Origin of the sequence: Coleofasciculus sp. F4-SAH-05 (assembly GCF_040222985.1) — a bacterium.
Taxonomy (GTDB): domain Bacteria; phylum Cyanobacteriota; class Cyanobacteriia; order Cyanobacteriales; family Coleofasciculaceae; genus Coleofasciculus; species Coleofasciculus chthonoplastes.
Map to the genome: position 1 here is coordinate 17,514 of NZ_JAVKBY010000092.1, position 14,434 is coordinate 31,947.

Below are 14,434 nucleotides of genomic sequence, written 5' to 3' on the forward strand. Positions count from 1 at the left end.
AAAAATAGTCCGGAGTGATCCTGGCTCTCAATCGCCAGAATTAATATAGTTTACTTTACGTGGTATGTTAACAGATATTAAATCTAAGTAGGTTGGTGGCAATAAATCCACCGAGATTAAGTTCTGTAAATAAACCTCAAACCCTTACATAAACGTAGCTTGCTTCTCAAGGAAGCGAGTATGACAAATGACGAATGACGAATGACCAATGACCAATGACGAATTCGATTTGGATTAGTGGTGGTACTCGCACGGGCAAAACAACTCGGCTGGTGACTCTGTTTCGCCAATGGGTAGAAGCGGGATGGGGTCGATCGCGTCAGTTATCTTCTCCCATTGTCCACAAAACGCGGCGCGATCGCTATCAGACACCAGCCCTGTTAATAATGGCCGCCAATGCGGATAATCGTCGGGAGTTGACAGATCGCCTCACGACTACGTTACAGGGGCGTTATCCAGTGCGCTGTCAAACGCCCTTGGGCTTCTTTCAGGACGAAGTGATTCTATTTTGGCCCCTGTTAATCCAACGGTTAAATCTGAGAGCGCAGTTTCCCTTGCGCTTGCGCCCGGAAACCGAACAGGATTTAGCCATGCAGTTATGGCGTCCCCACCTGGAATCTGGATTAATTCCGATACCGGGAAATAATGAGTCAGTTCGGGTGCGGCGTCTGTTAGATTTGTTACAATTAGCCGCCCTGAGTGGGACTGCGATTGAAGAGATTCCCAGGATGCTAGAACAGGGAGTGGTGGAACTCGAAGCCACCCCGGATCAATGGGAATTAATTGGTAAACTGCTGGGGGATTGGCGGGGGTGGTGTCTGCATAAGGGACTGTTAACCTACAGTTTGGTGGGTGAACTCTATTGGCGGGAAATGTTACCCGATGCGACGTATCAGCAGTATTTAACCCAGCGTTATCGGGCGATACTGGCAGATGATGTGGATGAGTATCCCGCGATCGCACGGGATTTGTTTGATTTACTCTTAGATCAGGGTATCGTGGGGGCGTTTACCTATAATCCCCAGGGTCAAGTGCGCTTAGGCTTAAACGCTGATCCGGATTATTTGTCAGGATTAGCCTCTCGGTGTCAAGTGGAATCCTTACCCTCACAACCGAATGATTCCTTAGCTGATGCGTTATCCCCAATGGCGGTAGACCGGCTCAACGACCCCATGATATTGTCAGACTTGCCGGAGTTTTTGCGATCGCTACAAACCACATCCCGCGCTCAGTTGTTGCGCCGCACCGCCGAGGTAATTGTAGACGCGGTGAAATCGGGACAAGTGGAACCGGGAGATATTGCCATCATTGCACCCGGATTAGACGCGATCGCCCGGTATACTCTAACCGATATTCTCAGCAAACAGGGGATTCCCATCCAACCTCTGAACGAACAGCGCCCCCTAATTAGTTCCCCTTTAATTCGAGCATTACTCACCCTGCTAACCCTTGTCTATCCAGGATTAGGGCGGTTAGTGGATCGAGAGGCGATCGCCGAAATGCTTGTGGTTCTTAGTCGTACACCCGAACCCGTGGCGACGCCTGATCCCGACTCCCCCATCCCCAGCCCCAATATTGACCCGGTGCGGGCGGGTTTACTCGCCGATTACTGCTACTCTCCTGATCCCGACTCCCCCCACTTATTACCCGTCGAAGCCTTTGCCCGTTGGGATCGCTTAGGACATCGGGCGACAACGGCTTACACCCAGATTCAGCAATGGTTAGAGGTGCAACGAGAACAGCAGCAACAGCGCCTAATTCCGTCCTGTGTGGTGATTCTTGATCGCGCCATCCAGAAATTCCTGTGGAATGGCTCTAATCTACCTTACGACCAAATTGCCGCTTTGCGGGAACTCATGGAAACCGCCCAACATTATTGGGAAGTGGATGGACGATTGCGGAAACTCCCTGCCAATACGACTGATCAGGAAATAGCCAGAGGGGGAACACCACCACAGGCGACGATTTCCCAATTTATTCAGTTATTGCGTCGGGGAACCGTTACCGCCAATTCCTTTCCCCTTCGTCGTCTCCCCGCTACGGCTAATTCAGCCGTTACCCTAGCCACTATTTTCCAATATCGAGCCACCCGTGGCTATCATCGTTGGCATTTTTGGTTAGATGCGGGATCTCATCTTTGGAGTCAGGGAGGTGCAGCGACGTTATTTGCAGCGCCCTTATTTCTCAAGGATTGGTTTGGACAGCCAAGGACCGAAGCCGATAAAATCCAAGCAGATGAGGAACGCCTACAGCGAATTTTACAGGATTTGTTAGGGCGAGTGGGTGAGCGAGTGTATTTTTGCCATAGTGATTTAGCCGTCAATGGGACAGAACAAACGGGTCCATTGTTAAACTTAGTTCATTCCTCAATAGAGTTAACGGCTGAGTCAGTTGTGAGTCATTGACGAAGCCGAGAGGCAGTCAATAACATCTATATTCATGACCAACGGAATGCGATTAAACTGGCGTTGAGACAGGGAATTGAACAGGGAATGGAAAAGGGAATTCAGCTCGGACGAGAACAGGGAATTCAGCTCGGACGAGAACAGGAGAAACAACGCACAAGAGAAGCTGAACAATTGGCTCAACAGGAGCGACAACGGGCAAAATTGTTAGAGGAGAGACTGCGATCGCGCTTGTGTTGATCCAGACTCTTTGTTATAACACAAGTGACACCGATTTAATCACATTCTGCTGTAGACTCATGCGAAAATGACACAGATTGACACAGAAAGATATTTCAAGCGATCGCACCCAAGACTCGCATTGTGGCGATATGGGGTAGCATTGAGCGGATCATGGGGAAAATTGGGTGATCAGGGAGTTTCAACTCGGGTGGATTGAGGAGTGCGATCGCATCGACGCGATAAAATGATAGAGGTGGATTGCTCAAGCGTGACGTTAAATGAAACAAGTCGAACAGATTCAATCGGAAATTGAAGCGCTCTCCCAGGAGGATTTCCGGCGATTGAGAGAGTGGTTTGCTCAAAAAGATTGGGAAATCTGGGATAAGCAAATTGAGGCGGATAGTGCTAATGGTAAACTAGATTTTTTGCTGGAAGAGGCAATGACAGCCAAGTCTCAAGGAAAACTAGGAAACTTGTAAGTGCATCGAACAACCCGAAATTCTGGCAACGTTTTTACGCCTTACCAGAAACTGTTCAGCGTCAGGCAAGAAAAAGCTATGATTTACTTAAAGCTGATCCCAATCATCCATCTTTAAACTTCAAAAAGGTTGGAAAGTATTGGTCAGCAAGGATTGGATTAAGTTATAGAGCCTTAGCCGTAGAAGATGGTTCTGACTTTATCAACCCTAAGCCGTAGGGTGGGTTAAGCGGTATTCAATTGAGAGAACAAATCATTTAATTACCTATCCGCTGTAACCCACCAAGTTATCGTTTCTAACCCGTGAACAAACGATTCGGGCAATTTCTATCAGATTAAAGGATGTACCCTAAGCAACAATTAAACTATCCCAGAAGGATAAGTTGTAACCTTGGCGAAGCCAAGAGGCGTTCATCAAAATCTGGCAATTCAACTTGATAACTTGACACCGGACATAAAAATCTTGGATCAGCGGCTGGAATTTATGTCTCGCTCATCAACGCTTTCTTAATTAAATTGACGCAAACTTCATTAATCACTTGAGTGCTAACAACGGCGTTTTTACTCTCAATGATAGAACGAGCAATTTTTTGCTTGTCGGTTCCGGATTCTGTCTGTAATAACGCATACAGCCAGATATTTGTATCAATCAAATACCTACCACTAGCTTCGCTCATGCGCCTCCTCTCGGCTTAAAGGAACAAAAGTCTTAAGGGGAATTGGGTTATGGATTAAGTGTGCAATCATACCTAGATCAGTGGTTCGGCTGTTTGAGGTTACGGTAATCTTGACACGATCAATATTTTGCAGGATTTGTTGATAGGCTTGGGGGACTTCTATCTTGCCATCCTGTAACTTGGCGGTAAATTCAAGGGTTGACATTTTTGGTTGCTAATTTAACTGATATCTTATCCTTAATGGTACAGCACAAAGTCAAAAGACTATTTGAGATCAAGATTTGGGCAAGTAGGGACTGCGATCGCGTGTTTTTTTATGGTATACTTTTCATCATGGGAAAATGTGCTTGCCTATAGACTCGATACATAAGGTGGCAGACGGAGATACAAAAAGAGCGATAAGCTTCGCTTGTGCTCTTATGCAATCGCACGTCCTGGCTGGGCATCTATAATCGATTGATTATCCGTATAATTCCTAAGCCACAGCGTATCCAGAGTGTTGTCGGACTTTAGACGAATGAAAAGCGAGAACAATTTTGTCTTTAGGAACTCCAGCTGCAACCAGTTCGCAAGTAATACCATCTTCAATGCCGTCTCTTTGAATCCAAATTTTGTCGTTAATGATTTCGACGTGAACGACACAACCATGAATTCTACGCTTGCCATCCCATCCAGCATTCATCAGGACGAAGTTATTGCGATCGCGATCGATAATTAATTTACTTTCAATTTGCCCGTGACTGTAAGGAATTCGATGGTGCGCCTCAAGAATGCGTTGAATAATATCGCGGTATTCTTCTACTCGATCCATTTTACGATCTCCACTTTTTCAGGGTCAAAAATAATTAGGTTTAGCTGCTGGGTTTCTACGACCATTTTGGCGATATCTTCTTGAAAAAAATCGAGATACACTTCATCAGAAATGGCTAGATAAAGAATTCTTTGGGGTTCAGATCGTTTTAAAGCCTCGTGATAAAGGATATATTGTCCCAGGGCTTGTTCCAAATCATTGACAGGTGATGGGCTGGAAAAACCTTTGATTTCAACGGCAATTTTACGCCCTTTTTTTTCAGCCGCTAGCAGTTTTTCGGCTCCTAAATCAATGTAGACTGAACGAGAACCAATCGTCACTCTGAATAGCTCATCGGTAATCGTCCATTCGTCTTTCTCCAGCGCAGTTCTTACTGTGTCGTGGTAAACGTCCTTTGCCATTATACTACAGTCTGATTGAGAAGAAAAATGTACAAACGGTCTCCGATTCTTAATCTTACCCTAGGATTAGGGATAGGAAGAGCGACAACGGGCAAAATTGTTAGAGGAGAGACTGATCGCACTCGTGTTGATCCAGATTCTTTGTGATAACACAGACGACACCGATTGAATCACATTCTGCTGGAGACTCACGCTTAAATGACACAGATTGACACAGAAGGACGTTAAGAGCGATCGCACCCAAGACACACTGATGAGACAACGGTGATTATTGAGATGCAAGTCCTAAATTTATAGGGCTTTGAACAAGGAATTAAGATGGCACGAGAACAAAGAATTCTGCTTGGGCGAGAACAGGGGATTCAGGAATCTAAAGTAGAAATGGCTAGGAAAATGTTAGGGGTTGTCGATGAAGATACGATTAGTCAGATCACTGGCTTGAGTTTAGAAGAGGTGCGACGGTTGAGGTAGAAATTGTTATTAAGTGAGTGCGATCGCGTGTTTTTCATGGTATACTTTTAATCGTGGGAAAATGTGCCTGCCTATAGACCTGATCAACCCTAAGCCGTAGGGTGGGTTAGGCGGTATTCAATTAAGAGAACAAATCATTTAATTACCTATCTGCCGTAACCCACCAAGTTATCGTTTCTAACCAGTGAACAAAAGATTCGGGCGATTTCTATCAGATTAAAGGATGTACCCTAACAATGGTGCAGCTCCGAGCCCCGACATTCCCGACATTCTCAAATGCACCTGACGGATGCAGCAAGCCCATGCGATCGCTCGGTATTGATCCAGATTATTTGTGATAACACAAGTGACACCGATTGAATCACACTCTGCTGGAGACTCACGCTTAAATGACACAGATTGACACAGAAGGACGTTAAGAGCGATCGCACATTCTGGTTGGGCATCTTGAATCAGTTAGAGGAGAGATTTCGATAAATCTGTGAAATCTGTGTTGGGACAAATAAAATACAATGAAATTAGTTGTCGCTCCCTGACCAACTCATGCTAGAGTACAACCCATCCGATTGCTTACCCTGTGCAGAAGAGCTACCTGATTCTGACGATACGCCAGTGGATAATGAACTGCAAGATTTAATCCCCTCATTACTTAAGGCTGTTCTGGCGCTGTTGTGGGAGAAGCGCTGGGATTGGTTCTTTGGGGTGGATATGGGCATTTATTATCACCCAGAAAAGCCAGCGATTGTACCCGATGGGTTTTTGAGTTTGGGGGTACAACGGTTTATTGATGAGGACTTGCGGCTATCTTATGTATTGTGGGAAGAGCAAGTTGTACCGATGTTGGTGCTGGAAGTAGTATCCCATAAGCGTAGAGGCGAATATAGCCGAAAGAAAAAACTCTATGGAGAAATGGGAGTACTCTATTATGTGGTGTACAATCCCCGGCGACGTCGTAAAGCTCCATTGGAAGCGTATAAATTAGTGAATGGGGAGTATCAGTTACAGTTTGGTAATCCAGTGTGGTTATCGGAAATCGGATTAGGGATAGGTACAGACAGGGGAACTTGTCGAATTACCTAAATTTATCAAAGAGTTAGACGAATTAGAAACCTTAGCCGATAAATGGATATACTTTATCAAATGTGCTAGAGGATTAGAAACGATACCGGAAACAATGGCACAAGTACCGGAAATAAGGAAAGCGTTTGAAGTGGCGAATCAAGCGAATATGACTCGTGAAGAGTTAGAAGCGCTAGAACAGCGTGAAATCTATATTCATGACCAACGGAAGGCAATAAAATTAGCCTTGAGACAGGGTATTCAGATCGGGCGAGAACAGGGGATTCAGCTCGGACGAGAACAGGAGAAACAACGCACAAGAGAAGCTGAACAACTGGCTCAACAGGAGCGACAACGGGCAAAATTGTTAGAGGAGAGGCTGCGATCGCTAGGCGTTGATCCGGATTCTTTGTTATAACACAGATGACACAGAAAGATGTTTCCAGCGATCGCTCTTCGAGTATTACAGAAGATCGCGTGTTTATTCATGGTATACTTTTCATCGTGGGAAAATGTGCCAGCAAGATAGATCTCATCAACCGTAAAACGTAGGGTGGGTTAAGCGGTATTCAATTGAGAGAGCAAATCATTTAATTTCCTATCCGCTGTAACCCACCAAGTTATCGTTTCTAACCAGTGAACAAAAGATTCGGGCAATTTCTATCACATTAAAGGATTTTCCCTAACAATAGTACAGCTCCAAGCCCCGACATTGTCTACATTATATAATGCACCTGACGGATGCAGCCAGCTCATGCGATCGCCTGTTTTTTAGGTCTACTTTTAATTGGGGGAGGATAACTATGATTTTTATTAATCCCAAAACGGATTTTGCCTTTAAGAAAATATTTGGTTCTGAGCAAAACCCAGAAATCCTAATTAGTTTCCTGAATTCCCTCCTCTACGGCGGACAAACCCGCATCACCTCATTAGAAATAATTAACCCTTATCTTGCCCCAAAAATTCAGGGAATAAAGGATACGTTCCTGGATGTAAAAGCTAAACTCACCGATGAGACAACGGTGATTATTGAGATGCAAGTCCTGAATTTATCAGGGTTTGAGAAGCGGATATTGTATAATGCAGCCAAAGCCTATTCGATTCAATTACAACCGGGAGAGGATTATACTCTATTGAATCCTAGAGGATTAGAGTCGATACCGGAAAAAATGGCACAAGTCCCGGAAATTCGCAAGGCGTTTGAAGTAGCGAATCAAGCGAATCTGACTCGTGAAGAGTTAGAAGCACTAGAACAGCGAGAAATCTATATTCATGACCAACGGAATGCGGTTAAACTGGCGTTGAGACAGGGGATTGAACAGGGGATTCAAGTGGGACGAGAACAGGGGATTCAGGAATCTAAAGTAGAAATGGCTAGGAAAATGATTGGGGTTTTAGATGAGGATACGATTAGTCAGATTACTGGCTTGAGTTTAGAAGAGGTGCGACGGTTGAGGTAGAAATTGTCATTAGTGAATGCGATCGCTCTTCGAGTAGAGCTTACAGCAGATCGTCTGTTGGTTTATGGTATACTTTTCATCGTGGGTAAATGTTCCTGCCTATAGACTCGATACATAAGGTGGCAGACGGGGAGACAAAAAGAGCGATCGCACGTCCTTCACATATCGCACGTCCTTCACATCCCCACCCCTACCGTTTCGATAAATCTGTCAAAGAGCGTGTTTCGTCCTGTGCTACCTGAAAAATCCTATTGACATTCTTGGCAATAGTTGCCATCAAATGGCAATTTATGCCATAATGCCAGCAGCTAGCCCCAGAAAAACTCCCATGAAAAGTATAAATATTTCTCTACCTCATTCCATGCGCCTTTATATCGAGGAACAGGTGGCAAATGGCGGTTATAGCACAGTCAGTGAATATTTTCGTGAGTTGGTTCGCCAAGACCAAAAACGCAAGGCTCAAGAGCGTTTAGAGGCTTTATTATTAGAAGGGTTGAATTCGGGAATGGCAACACCGATGACGGAGCAAGATTGGGAAGATATCCGGCGAGTGGTGCGAGAAAGGGTGGCTCAACGGACAGGTTTAGAGGGAAATGGGTAAGGTTTATAAACGTCCGCAGGTTATCCGTGATTTAATCGAGTTGGCAACCTATATTTCCCAGGAAAATCTAGAGGCGGCGGAGCAGTTTCTCTTAGCAGCAGAAGAAACATTTAGGCAATTGGCTAAAATGCCGAGAATGGGAAAGATTAGGGATTGTGTCAATCCTGATTTAGCTGATATTCGCCAGCAAGCCGTTAAGGGATTTAGAAAGTATCTGATCTTCTATCGTACTAGAGACACTGATATCGAGATTTTGCGGGTTCTTCACGGAGCGCGGGATATCGAGACTATTCTAGATCAAGATTTGGGCGAGTAGGGGCTTGGTTACCAAGCCCCTACTGCGATCGCTCTTTCGTTGATCCAGATTCTTTGTGATCACAAAGAGGACACAGATTGAATCACATTCTGCTGCAAACTCACGCTTAAATAACACAGATTGACCCAGAAAGACGTTAAGAGCGATCGCACCCAAGACAAAATTGTCGCGATATCGGGTAGGATTGAGCTGATCATGAGGAAAATTGGGTGAGCAGAGAGTTTCAACTCGGGTGGATTGAGGAGTGCGATCGCGTGTTGATTCATGGTAGACTTTTCATTGTGGAAAAATGTGCCAGCAAGATAGACTCGATACATAAGGTGGCAGACGGAGATACGAAAAGAGCGATCGCACGTCCTGGCTGGGCATCTCTAATCGGTTATCTGTGAAATCTGTGTGATGAGCAATAAAATACAATGAAATTAGTTGTCGCTCCCTGACCGACTCATGCTAGAGTACAAGCCATCTGATTGCTTACCCTGTGCAGAAGAGCTGCCTGATTCTGACGATACACCAGTGGACAATGAACTGCAAGATTTGATTCCCTCATTACTGAAAGCTGTCCTAGCGCTGTTGTGGGAGAAGCGCTGGGATTGGTTCTTTGGGGTGGATATGGCGATATATCATCACCCAGACGAACCGGCAATTGTACCCGATGGGTTTTTGAGTGTGGGAGTACAACGGTTTATTGATCAAGACTTGCGCCTGTCTTATGTGGTGTGGGAAGAGCAGGTTGTACCCATGTTGGTGCTGGAGGTAGTATCCCATAAGCGTCGCGGCGAATATAGCAGCAAGAAAAAAATTTATCGGGATATGGGGGTACTCTATTATGTTGTGTACAATCCCCTGCGACGTCGTAAAGCCCCATTGGAAGTGTATAAATTAGTGGATGGGGAGTATCAGTTACAGTTTGGCAATCCGGTGTGGTTAGCAGAAATCGGATTAGGGATAGGAAGAGAAAGGGGAACCTATCAGGGAATGACGCGGGAGTGGTTGTACTGGTACGATGAGCAAGGACAGCGAATCTTGACGCCAGAGGAGCAGATTGAAAAGGAAAGAAAAAGGGTTCAATTGTTAGAAGAGCGACTGCGATCGCTTGGAGTTGATCCAGATTCTTTGTGAGAACACATAAGACATATCAAAAATGTCAGAAGATTAGAGACGATACCGGAAACCATGGCACAAGTTCCCGAAATTCGCAAAGCCTTTGAATTGGCGAACCAAGGATATTTGACTCGTGAACAGGTAGAAACTCTCTTACATCAAGAAATCTATATTCATGACCACCGAAATGCGATTAAACTAGCCTGGAGACAGGGCTTTGAACAGGGAATTAAGATGGCACGAGAACAAAGAATTAAGCTTGGGCGAGAACAGGAGAAACAACGCACAATAGAAGCTGAACAACTGGCTCAACAGGAGCGACAACGGGCAAAATTGTTAGAGGAGAGATTGCGATCGCGCTTGTGTTGAGCCAGACTATTTGTGATAACAAAAACGACCAGAAAGAAACAACAGCATGAACATTGACATGAGCGATCGCAATGACACAGACACTAGATAAACCGACAGACCAACGGTTCACCCACTCTGGAATCAACTGGCAACAATTTCGATTCATTCAAGCAGGATTCAAGAATTCCCCTGGAATACGACTGTTCTACTACAAGGGTGAGGTAGAAATTTTGGCAGTTTCACAAGACCACGAACTTTTCAGTCGGACAATTGCAGGGCTACTGTTTGACTACTTTGTGGAAAAAGGCATCGAATTTTACCCCACAGGTAGCTTTACTCAAGAAAAAGAAGGGGTAGCTTCAGCACAGGCTGACGAGTCCTATTGTATTGGCAGCTTAAAGAAAATTCCCGACTTGTCTATTGAAGTGGTCTTTACCAGTGGTACTGTTTCCAAACTTAAACGCTATCAGGAGTTGGGAGTAGCGGAAGTCTGGTTTTGGGAAGATGGTTTATTTACGTTGCATCATTTCAGAGTAGACGGTTACGAACGGATTTACGCTTCTGAGGTATTGCCAGACCTAGACATTGACTTGCTAACGCGATGCCTGTTGATGGCTTCTAGGGTTGAGGCGGTTAGGGAATTCAGACGAGCAATTTCTCAAGGGCAGTAGTAATTATGACCGAGAACTAGGGATACAAGCCTCGTCCTTTTAGGACGACTTTACCAGCAATCAATAGATCAATATCATCAACAGGTGTTGCATCGCGTCGCAGGCTAGCATAGTAGTTGGCTGAAAGGGTGACCGATTTTTGGGTGAGAGGCAAAACGGTGTTTTGAGTGGCAAATTCGAGAAATAAGGTAAGTTGCTTTTGGGCGTCCCGATGTTTCAAGCCACTGAGAATTTCGTAGTAGGTAATAATGCTGAGGTTGATTTGACGATATTCGTTCAGATACGTCTGAAAATGAGAAACGACGGCTGGATTGCCGCGAAAAAACATGGATAGAATATCAGTGTCAACTAAGGCGGGTTTCACGATTTTGCCTCTCTTGAAATGCTTGCTGGCGGCGCTGAGAAATGTCGTCTAAGAATTCAGTATAGGTTTCGTTGGGTAGCTCTCTCCAGCAACCGGCGAATTTCATGATAGGTTGGATATGGGTACTGGCAGGTTCTGAACGTAGCCTAAAGGAATGAATTACCTCTAATAGTTCAATCAGTCTATCATCGGGAACACTCTGGATTTCTTCAAAAACCTTGGTTCTCAGGTCTGAGATATTCATTAGCCGACAATCCTAAATTGATGGATTACTGTTGTTCATTATAATTTAACTATTTTTATGAGAGCAATCGCCGTAACACGCTCTTTCACTGATTTATCGACAAGGGAAGGGGTATGCGATCGCGTGTTTATTCATGGTATACTTTTCACCGTGGGAAAATGTGCCTGCCTATAGACTCGACACATAAGGTTTCAAACGAGGACACAAAAAGAGCGATCGCACCTAAGACACAATGATCGCGTATTGGTTTATGGTATACTTTTCATCGTGGGAAAATGTGCTTGCCTATAGACCCCATCAAGCGTAAACCGTAGGGTGGGTTAAGCGGTATTCAATTGAGAGAACAAATCATTTAATTTCCTAGGAGCTGTAACCCACCAAGTTATCTGACGGATGCAGCAAGCCCATGCGATCGCGCTTGTGTTGATCCAGATTCTTTGTGATAACACAGATGACACAGATTGAATCATATTCTACTGTAGACTCAAGATGAAGTGAAACAGATTGACACAGTAAAGATGTTTTAAGCGATCGCACCCAAGACACAATGATCGCGTGTTTATTCATGGTATACTTTTCACAGTGGGAAAATGTGCCTGCCTATAGACCTCATCAACCGTAAACCGTAGGGTGGGTTAAGCGGTATTCAATTGAGAGAACAAATCATTTAATTTCCTAGGAGCTGTAACCCACCAAGTTATCGTTTCTAACCTACATTCCCTACATTCAAGGAATGCACCTGACGGATGCAGCAAGCCCATGCGATCGCTCGGTGTTGATCCAAATACCTTGTGATAACGCACAGGACACCGATTAAATCACACTCTGCTGTAGTCTCATGATTAAATGACACAGATTGACACAGAAATATGTTTCAAGCGATTGCTCTTCGAGTAGAGCTTACAGAAGATCGCCTGTTGGTTTATGGTAGACTTTTCATCGTGGGAAAATATACCTGCCTATAAACTCTATCCATAAAGTGGCAGACGAGGAGACAAAAAGAGCGATCGCATTTCTTTTATCTACATTATGAAGGGTGATCGCGCCAAACACACCAGCAGAACGAATCACCTAGGTCAAATAAATTCAACGTGGTTGTGCATATCCAATGGTTCGAGTACCTCCGAAATCAAAATTAACCCTCGCACAATATCACCAATTGATCGACTGTTTTGGTGACAGTAAGTAATACCATAATGCTCTACACCCCGTTGATGAAGGATTAAAAAGTCTTCGTCGTGAGTAAATATTACTCGCTGTTGAGAAATCGCGAAAATTAATTGTTCTTCATCAGTGGCACCTAAAAGCCCTACTTCTGGTGTCGTGGTGACATCAACACCCCGTTGTTTCAAGGCTTGAGCTATCGCCCGATCAACTTGCTCATCTAAGTGCCACCTGATTTTTTTCAACACTCTATCCTCTTAATTTTTGCTGCACTTTGGAAGGCGTTTTTGCTTGCAATTCACGCACCAAAGCTTTACTCTCTCGCATTTGTTGTTGTATTTCTTCCAGATGATCATGGTAATAAGCTAAAGCAGCGTACACATCGGATAACGTAATAGTCGGATATCGAGACACAATTTCATCGGGAGACATGCCCTTATGTTCATGCCAAATGACAACATCTTGAACCCTAATCCGATGTCCAGCAATGCGCGGTTTTCCACCACATACGCCTGGGGTGATTTCAATGTGTTCGGAGATTACTGCCACCATAGACTATCTGCAACCTTACAATGAGCATCTGTCTTAGCTTATCTTATCTAAAGCTATCTCTACTCAACAATGGCTGGGATAACCTGAGCAGTCATGCTAAGGGTGATCAGGTTTGGGAGATGGGTTGAGGATCTCGTGTTTATTCATGGTATACTTTTCACCGTGGGAAAATGTGCCTGCCTATAGACTCGACACATAAGGTTTCAAACGAGGACACAAAAAGAGCGATCGCACTCAAGACACAATGATCGCCTGTTGGTTGATTCATGGTATACTTTTCATTGTGGAAAAATGTGTCAGCAAGATAGACCTCATCAACCGTAAACCGTAGGGTGGGTTAAGCGGTATTCAATTGAGAGAACAAATCATTTAATTACCTATCCCCTGTAACCCACCAAGTTATCGTTTCTAACCAGTGAACAAAAGATTCGGGCAATTTCTATCACATTAAAGGATTTTCCCTAACAATAGTACAGCTCCGAGCCCCGACATTGTCTACATTATATAATGCACCTGACGGATGCAGCCAGCTCATGCGATCGCCTGTTTTTTAGGTCTACTTTTAATTGGGGGAGGATAACTATGATTTTTATTAATCCTAAAACTGACTTTGCCTTTAAAAAGATATTTGGTTCTGAACAAAACCCAGAAATCCTAATTAGTTTCCTGAATTCCCTCCTCTACGGCGGACATCCCCGCATCACCGAGTTAGAAATTATTAATCCTTATCTCGCCCCGAAGATTCAGGGTATTAAAGATACGTTCCTGGATGTAAAAGCCAAACTCACCGATGAGACAACGGTGATTATTGAGATGCAAGTCCTGAATTTATCAGGGTTTGAGAAGCGGATATTGTATAACGCAGCTAAAGCCTATTCCATCCAGTTGGAACCGGGAGACGATTATACCCTATTGAATCCAGTGATCGCCTTGACGCTGACGGACTTTGAAATGTTTGAGGATTTACCTCAGGTGATTTCTAATTTTGTTCTCAAAGAAAAGAATATTTTGACAGATTACCCGATTAATGACTTGGAGTTAGTGTTTGTTGAATTACCCAAGTTTATCAAAGAGTTAGATGAA

The 14,434-nt window shown here is 44.3% G+C and carries 22 protein-coding genes and 4 pseudogenes; 15 read left to right on the forward strand and 11 right to left on the reverse strand.

Going from position 1 to position 14,434, the window contains the following annotated elements:
- The first annotated feature begins 215 nt into the window (after window positions 1–215).
- Both RIG27_RS11645 and RIG27_RS11650 read left to right on the forward strand, forming a co-directional pair.
- Window positions 216–2,405, forward strand: coding sequence for a recombinase family protein (locus tag RIG27_RS11645; protein WP_446345265.1), 2,190 nt, complete (start codon window positions 216–218; stop codon window positions 2,403–2,405).
- Between the two features lie 24 nt (window positions 2,406–2,429).
- Window positions 2,430–2,664: pseudogene (locus tag RIG27_RS11650) on the forward strand (Rpn family recombination-promoting nuclease/putative transposase); the annotation flags it as partial.
- 76 nt (window positions 2,665–2,740) lie between these two features.
- On the opposite strand, the gene RIG27_RS11655 reads toward RIG27_RS11650, so the two are convergent.
- Window positions 2,741–2,893: a hypothetical protein gene (locus RIG27_RS11655; protein ID WP_446341711.1), complete on the reverse strand. Its 153-nt coding sequence runs from the start codon at window positions 2,891–2,893 to the stop codon at window positions 2,741–2,743.
- A gap of 12 nt (window positions 2,894–2,905) precedes the next feature.
- On the opposite strand from RIG27_RS11655, the gene RIG27_RS11660 reads away from it, so the two are divergent.
- Window positions 2,906–3,106, forward strand: a complete 201-nt coding sequence (locus RIG27_RS11660; RefSeq protein ID WP_446341712.1) for a hypothetical protein — start codon at window positions 2,906–2,908, stop codon at window positions 3,104–3,106.
- Window positions 3,107–3,587: 481 nt separating this feature from the next.
- On the opposite strand, the gene RIG27_RS11665 is transcribed toward RIG27_RS11660, so the two are convergent.
- The 4 genes from RIG27_RS11665 to RIG27_RS11680 form a co-directional block, all read right to left on the reverse strand.
- Complete coding sequence (locus tag RIG27_RS11665) at window positions 3,588–3,782, reverse strand: PIN domain-containing protein (RefSeq protein WP_446345267.1); 195 nt, start codon at window positions 3,780–3,782, stop codon at window positions 3,588–3,590.
- Window positions 3,769–3,987: a hypothetical protein gene (locus RIG27_RS11670; protein ID WP_446345269.1), complete on the reverse strand. Its 219-nt coding sequence runs from the start codon at window positions 3,985–3,987 to the stop codon at window positions 3,769–3,771. The genes RIG27_RS11665 and RIG27_RS11670 overlap by 14 nt, the downstream gene beginning before the upstream one ends.
- A gap of 270 nt (window positions 3,988–4,257) precedes the next feature.
- The gene (locus tag RIG27_RS11675) at window positions 4,258–4,593 is read right to left on the reverse strand and encodes an element excision factor XisI family protein (RefSeq protein WP_446345271.1); all 336 of its coding nucleotides are present in this window, start codon (window positions 4,591–4,593) and stop codon (window positions 4,258–4,260) included.
- Window positions 4,581–4,994 (reverse strand): element excision factor XisH family protein, encoded by a 414-nt coding sequence (locus RIG27_RS11680; protein ID WP_446345273.1) that lies wholly within the window; start codon window positions 4,992–4,994, stop codon window positions 4,581–4,583. Before RIG27_RS11680 ends, RIG27_RS11675 begins: the two co-directional genes overlap by 13 nt.
- Before the next feature lie 318 nt (window positions 4,995–5,312).
- Between RIG27_RS11680 and RIG27_RS11685 the strand changes: the two genes are divergently transcribed.
- From RIG27_RS11685 to RIG27_RS11715, 7 genes and pseudogenes are all read left to right on the forward strand, one after another.
- Window positions 5,313–5,465, forward strand: coding sequence for a hypothetical protein (locus RIG27_RS11685; protein ID WP_446345275.1), 153 nt, complete (start codon window positions 5,313–5,315; stop codon window positions 5,463–5,465).
- A gap of 543 nt (window positions 5,466–6,008) precedes the next feature.
- Window positions 6,009–6,530, forward strand: a pseudogene (locus RIG27_RS11690) (Uma2 family endonuclease); the annotation flags it as partial.
- A 1-nt stretch (window position 6,531) separates the two neighbouring features.
- Window positions 6,532–6,942 (forward strand): annotated as a pseudogene (locus RIG27_RS11695) (PD-(D/E)XK nuclease family transposase); the annotation flags it as partial.
- Between the two features lie 5 nt (window positions 6,943–6,947).
- Window positions 6,948–7,076, forward strand: a complete 129-nt coding sequence (locus RIG27_RS11700; RefSeq protein WP_446345277.1) for a hypothetical protein — start codon at window positions 6,948–6,950, stop codon at window positions 7,074–7,076.
- Between the two features lie 251 nt (window positions 7,077–7,327).
- Window positions 7,328–7,984 (forward strand): Rpn family recombination-promoting nuclease/putative transposase, encoded by a 657-nt coding sequence (locus RIG27_RS11705; RefSeq protein ID WP_446345279.1) that lies wholly within the window; start codon window positions 7,328–7,330, stop codon window positions 7,982–7,984.
- Between the two features lie 328 nt (window positions 7,985–8,312).
- Window positions 8,313–8,585: a type II toxin-antitoxin system ParD family antitoxin gene (locus RIG27_RS11710; RefSeq protein WP_446341720.1), complete on the forward strand. Its 273-nt coding sequence runs from the start codon at window positions 8,313–8,315 to the stop codon at window positions 8,583–8,585.
- Entirely contained in the window at window positions 8,578–8,901 is a 324-nt protein-coding gene (locus RIG27_RS11715) for a type II toxin-antitoxin system RelE/ParE family toxin (protein WP_446341722.1), read from the forward strand. Before RIG27_RS11710 ends, RIG27_RS11715 begins: the two co-directional genes overlap by 8 nt.
- A 59-nt stretch (window positions 8,902–8,960) precedes the next feature.
- Here the strand turns inward: RIG27_RS11715 and RIG27_RS11720 are convergent, their stop codons facing one another.
- Window positions 8,961–9,098 (reverse strand): hypothetical protein, encoded by a 138-nt coding sequence (locus tag RIG27_RS11720; protein ID WP_446345281.1) that lies wholly within the window; start codon window positions 9,096–9,098, stop codon window positions 8,961–8,963.
- Between the two features lie 12 nt (window positions 9,099–9,110).
- Between RIG27_RS11720 and RIG27_RS11725 the strand changes: the two genes are divergently transcribed.
- The 4 genes and pseudogenes from RIG27_RS11725 (at window position 9,111) to RIG27_RS11740 (ending at window position 11,027) form a co-directional block, all read left to right on the forward strand.
- On the forward strand, window positions 9,111–9,290 hold the full coding sequence (locus tag RIG27_RS11725; protein WP_446341726.1) for a hypothetical protein: 180 nt from the start codon (window positions 9,111–9,113) through the stop codon (window positions 9,288–9,290).
- 58 nt (window positions 9,291–9,348) lie between these two features.
- Window positions 9,349–10,023, forward strand: a complete 675-nt coding sequence (locus RIG27_RS11730; protein WP_446345283.1) for a Uma2 family endonuclease — start codon at window positions 9,349–9,351, stop codon at window positions 10,021–10,023.
- 6 nt (window positions 10,024–10,029) lie between these two features.
- Window positions 10,030–10,374 (forward strand): annotated as a pseudogene (locus RIG27_RS11735) (Rpn family recombination-promoting nuclease/putative transposase); the annotation flags it as partial.
- A 71-nt stretch (window positions 10,375–10,445) separates the two neighbouring features.
- The gene (locus RIG27_RS11740) at window positions 10,446–11,027 is read left to right on the forward strand and encodes a Uma2 family endonuclease (RefSeq protein WP_446345285.1); all 582 of its coding nucleotides are present in this window, start codon (window positions 10,446–10,448) and stop codon (window positions 11,025–11,027) included.
- A 16-nt stretch (window positions 11,028–11,043) separates the two neighbouring features.
- Here RIG27_RS11740 and RIG27_RS11745 read toward each other — a convergent pair whose 3' ends face one another.
- From RIG27_RS11745 to RIG27_RS11765, 5 genes are all read right to left on the reverse strand, one after another.
- Window positions 11,044–11,391 carry a PIN domain-containing protein gene (locus tag RIG27_RS11745; RefSeq protein WP_446345287.1) on the reverse strand — a complete coding sequence of 116 codons (348 nt, stop codon included), beginning with the start codon at window positions 11,389–11,391 and terminating at the stop codon, window positions 11,044–11,046.
- Entirely contained in the window at window positions 11,372–11,635 is a 264-nt protein-coding gene (locus RIG27_RS11750; protein WP_446345289.1) for a hypothetical protein, read from the reverse strand. The genes RIG27_RS11745 and RIG27_RS11750 overlap by 20 nt, the downstream gene beginning before the upstream one ends.
- A gap of 360 nt (window positions 11,636–11,995) precedes the next feature.
- Window positions 11,996–12,202, reverse strand: coding sequence for a hypothetical protein (locus tag RIG27_RS11755; protein ID WP_446345291.1), 207 nt, complete (start codon window positions 12,200–12,202; stop codon window positions 11,996–11,998).
- Window positions 12,203–12,711: 509 nt separating this feature from the next.
- Window positions 12,712–13,047, reverse strand: coding sequence for a DUF5615 family PIN-like protein (locus RIG27_RS11760; protein ID WP_446345293.1), 336 nt, complete (start codon window positions 13,045–13,047; stop codon window positions 12,712–12,714).
- Window position 13,048: 1 nt separating this feature from the next.
- Entirely contained in the window at window positions 13,049–13,351 is a 303-nt protein-coding gene (locus RIG27_RS11765; RefSeq protein WP_446345295.1) for a DUF433 domain-containing protein, read from the reverse strand.
- 582 nt (window positions 13,352–13,933) lie between these two features.
- Between RIG27_RS11765 and RIG27_RS11770 the strand changes: the two genes are divergently transcribed.
- Window positions 13,934–14,434: Rpn family recombination-promoting nuclease/putative transposase (locus RIG27_RS11770; RefSeq protein WP_446345297.1), on the forward strand; the 501-nt coding region annotated here is incomplete at its 3' end.

What these genes read in the sequence shown, in the direction of transcription:
- RIG27_RS11645 (WP_446345265.1), top strand. Translation starts at nt 216, where the DNA reads ATGACGAATTCGATTTGGATTAGTGGTGGTACTCGCACGGGCAAAACA.
- RIG27_RS11660 (WP_446341712.1), top strand. Translation starts at nt 2,906, where the DNA reads ATGAAACAAGTCGAACAGATTCAATCGGAAATTGAAGCGCTCTCCCAG.
- RIG27_RS11665 (WP_446345267.1), bottom strand. Translation starts at nt 3,782, where the DNA reads ATGAGCGAAGCTAGTGGTAGGTATTTGATTGATACAAATATCTGGCTG.
- RIG27_RS11670 (WP_446345269.1), bottom strand. Translation starts at nt 3,987, where the DNA reads ATGTCAACCCTTGAATTTACCGCCAAGTTACAGGATGGCAAGATAGAA.
- RIG27_RS11675 (WP_446345271.1), bottom strand. Translation starts at nt 4,593, where the DNA reads ATGGATCGAGTAGAAGAATACCGCGATATTATTCAACGCATTCTTGAG.
- RIG27_RS11680 (WP_446345273.1), bottom strand. Translation starts at nt 4,994, where the DNA reads ATGGCAAAGGACGTTTACCACGACACAGTAAGAACTGCGCTGGAGAAA.
- RIG27_RS11685 (WP_446345275.1), top strand. Translation starts at nt 5,313, where the DNA reads ATGGCACGAGAACAAAGAATTCTGCTTGGGCGAGAACAGGGGATTCAG.
- RIG27_RS11700 (WP_446345277.1), top strand. Translation starts at nt 6,948, where the DNA reads ATGACACAGAAAGATGTTTCCAGCGATCGCTCTTCGAGTATTACAGAA.
- RIG27_RS11705 (WP_446345279.1), top strand. Translation starts at nt 7,328, where the DNA reads ATGATTTTTATTAATCCCAAAACGGATTTTGCCTTTAAGAAAATATTT.
- RIG27_RS11710 (WP_446341720.1), top strand. Translation starts at nt 8,313, where the DNA reads ATGAAAAGTATAAATATTTCTCTACCTCATTCCATGCGCCTTTATATC.
- RIG27_RS11715 (WP_446341722.1), top strand. Translation starts at nt 8,578, where the DNA reads ATGGGTAAGGTTTATAAACGTCCGCAGGTTATCCGTGATTTAATCGAG.
- RIG27_RS11720 (WP_446345281.1), bottom strand. Translation starts at nt 9,098, where the DNA reads ATGATCAGCTCAATCCTACCCGATATCGCGACAATTTTGTCTTGGGTG.
- RIG27_RS11730 (WP_446345283.1), top strand. Translation starts at nt 9,349, where the DNA reads ATGCTAGAGTACAAGCCATCTGATTGCTTACCCTGTGCAGAAGAGCTG.
- RIG27_RS11740 (WP_446345285.1), top strand. Translation starts at nt 10,446, where the DNA reads ATGACACAGACACTAGATAAACCGACAGACCAACGGTTCACCCACTCT.
- RIG27_RS11750 (WP_446345289.1), bottom strand. Translation starts at nt 11,635, where the DNA reads ATGAATATCTCAGACCTGAGAACCAAGGTTTTTGAAGAAATCCAGAGT.
- RIG27_RS11755 (WP_446345291.1), bottom strand. Translation starts at nt 12,202, where the DNA reads ATGAATAAACACGCGATCATTGTGTCTTGGGTGCGATCGCTTAAAACA.
- RIG27_RS11765 (WP_446345295.1), bottom strand. Translation starts at nt 13,351, where the DNA reads ATGGTGGCAGTAATCTCCGAACACATTGAAATCACCCCAGGCGTATGT.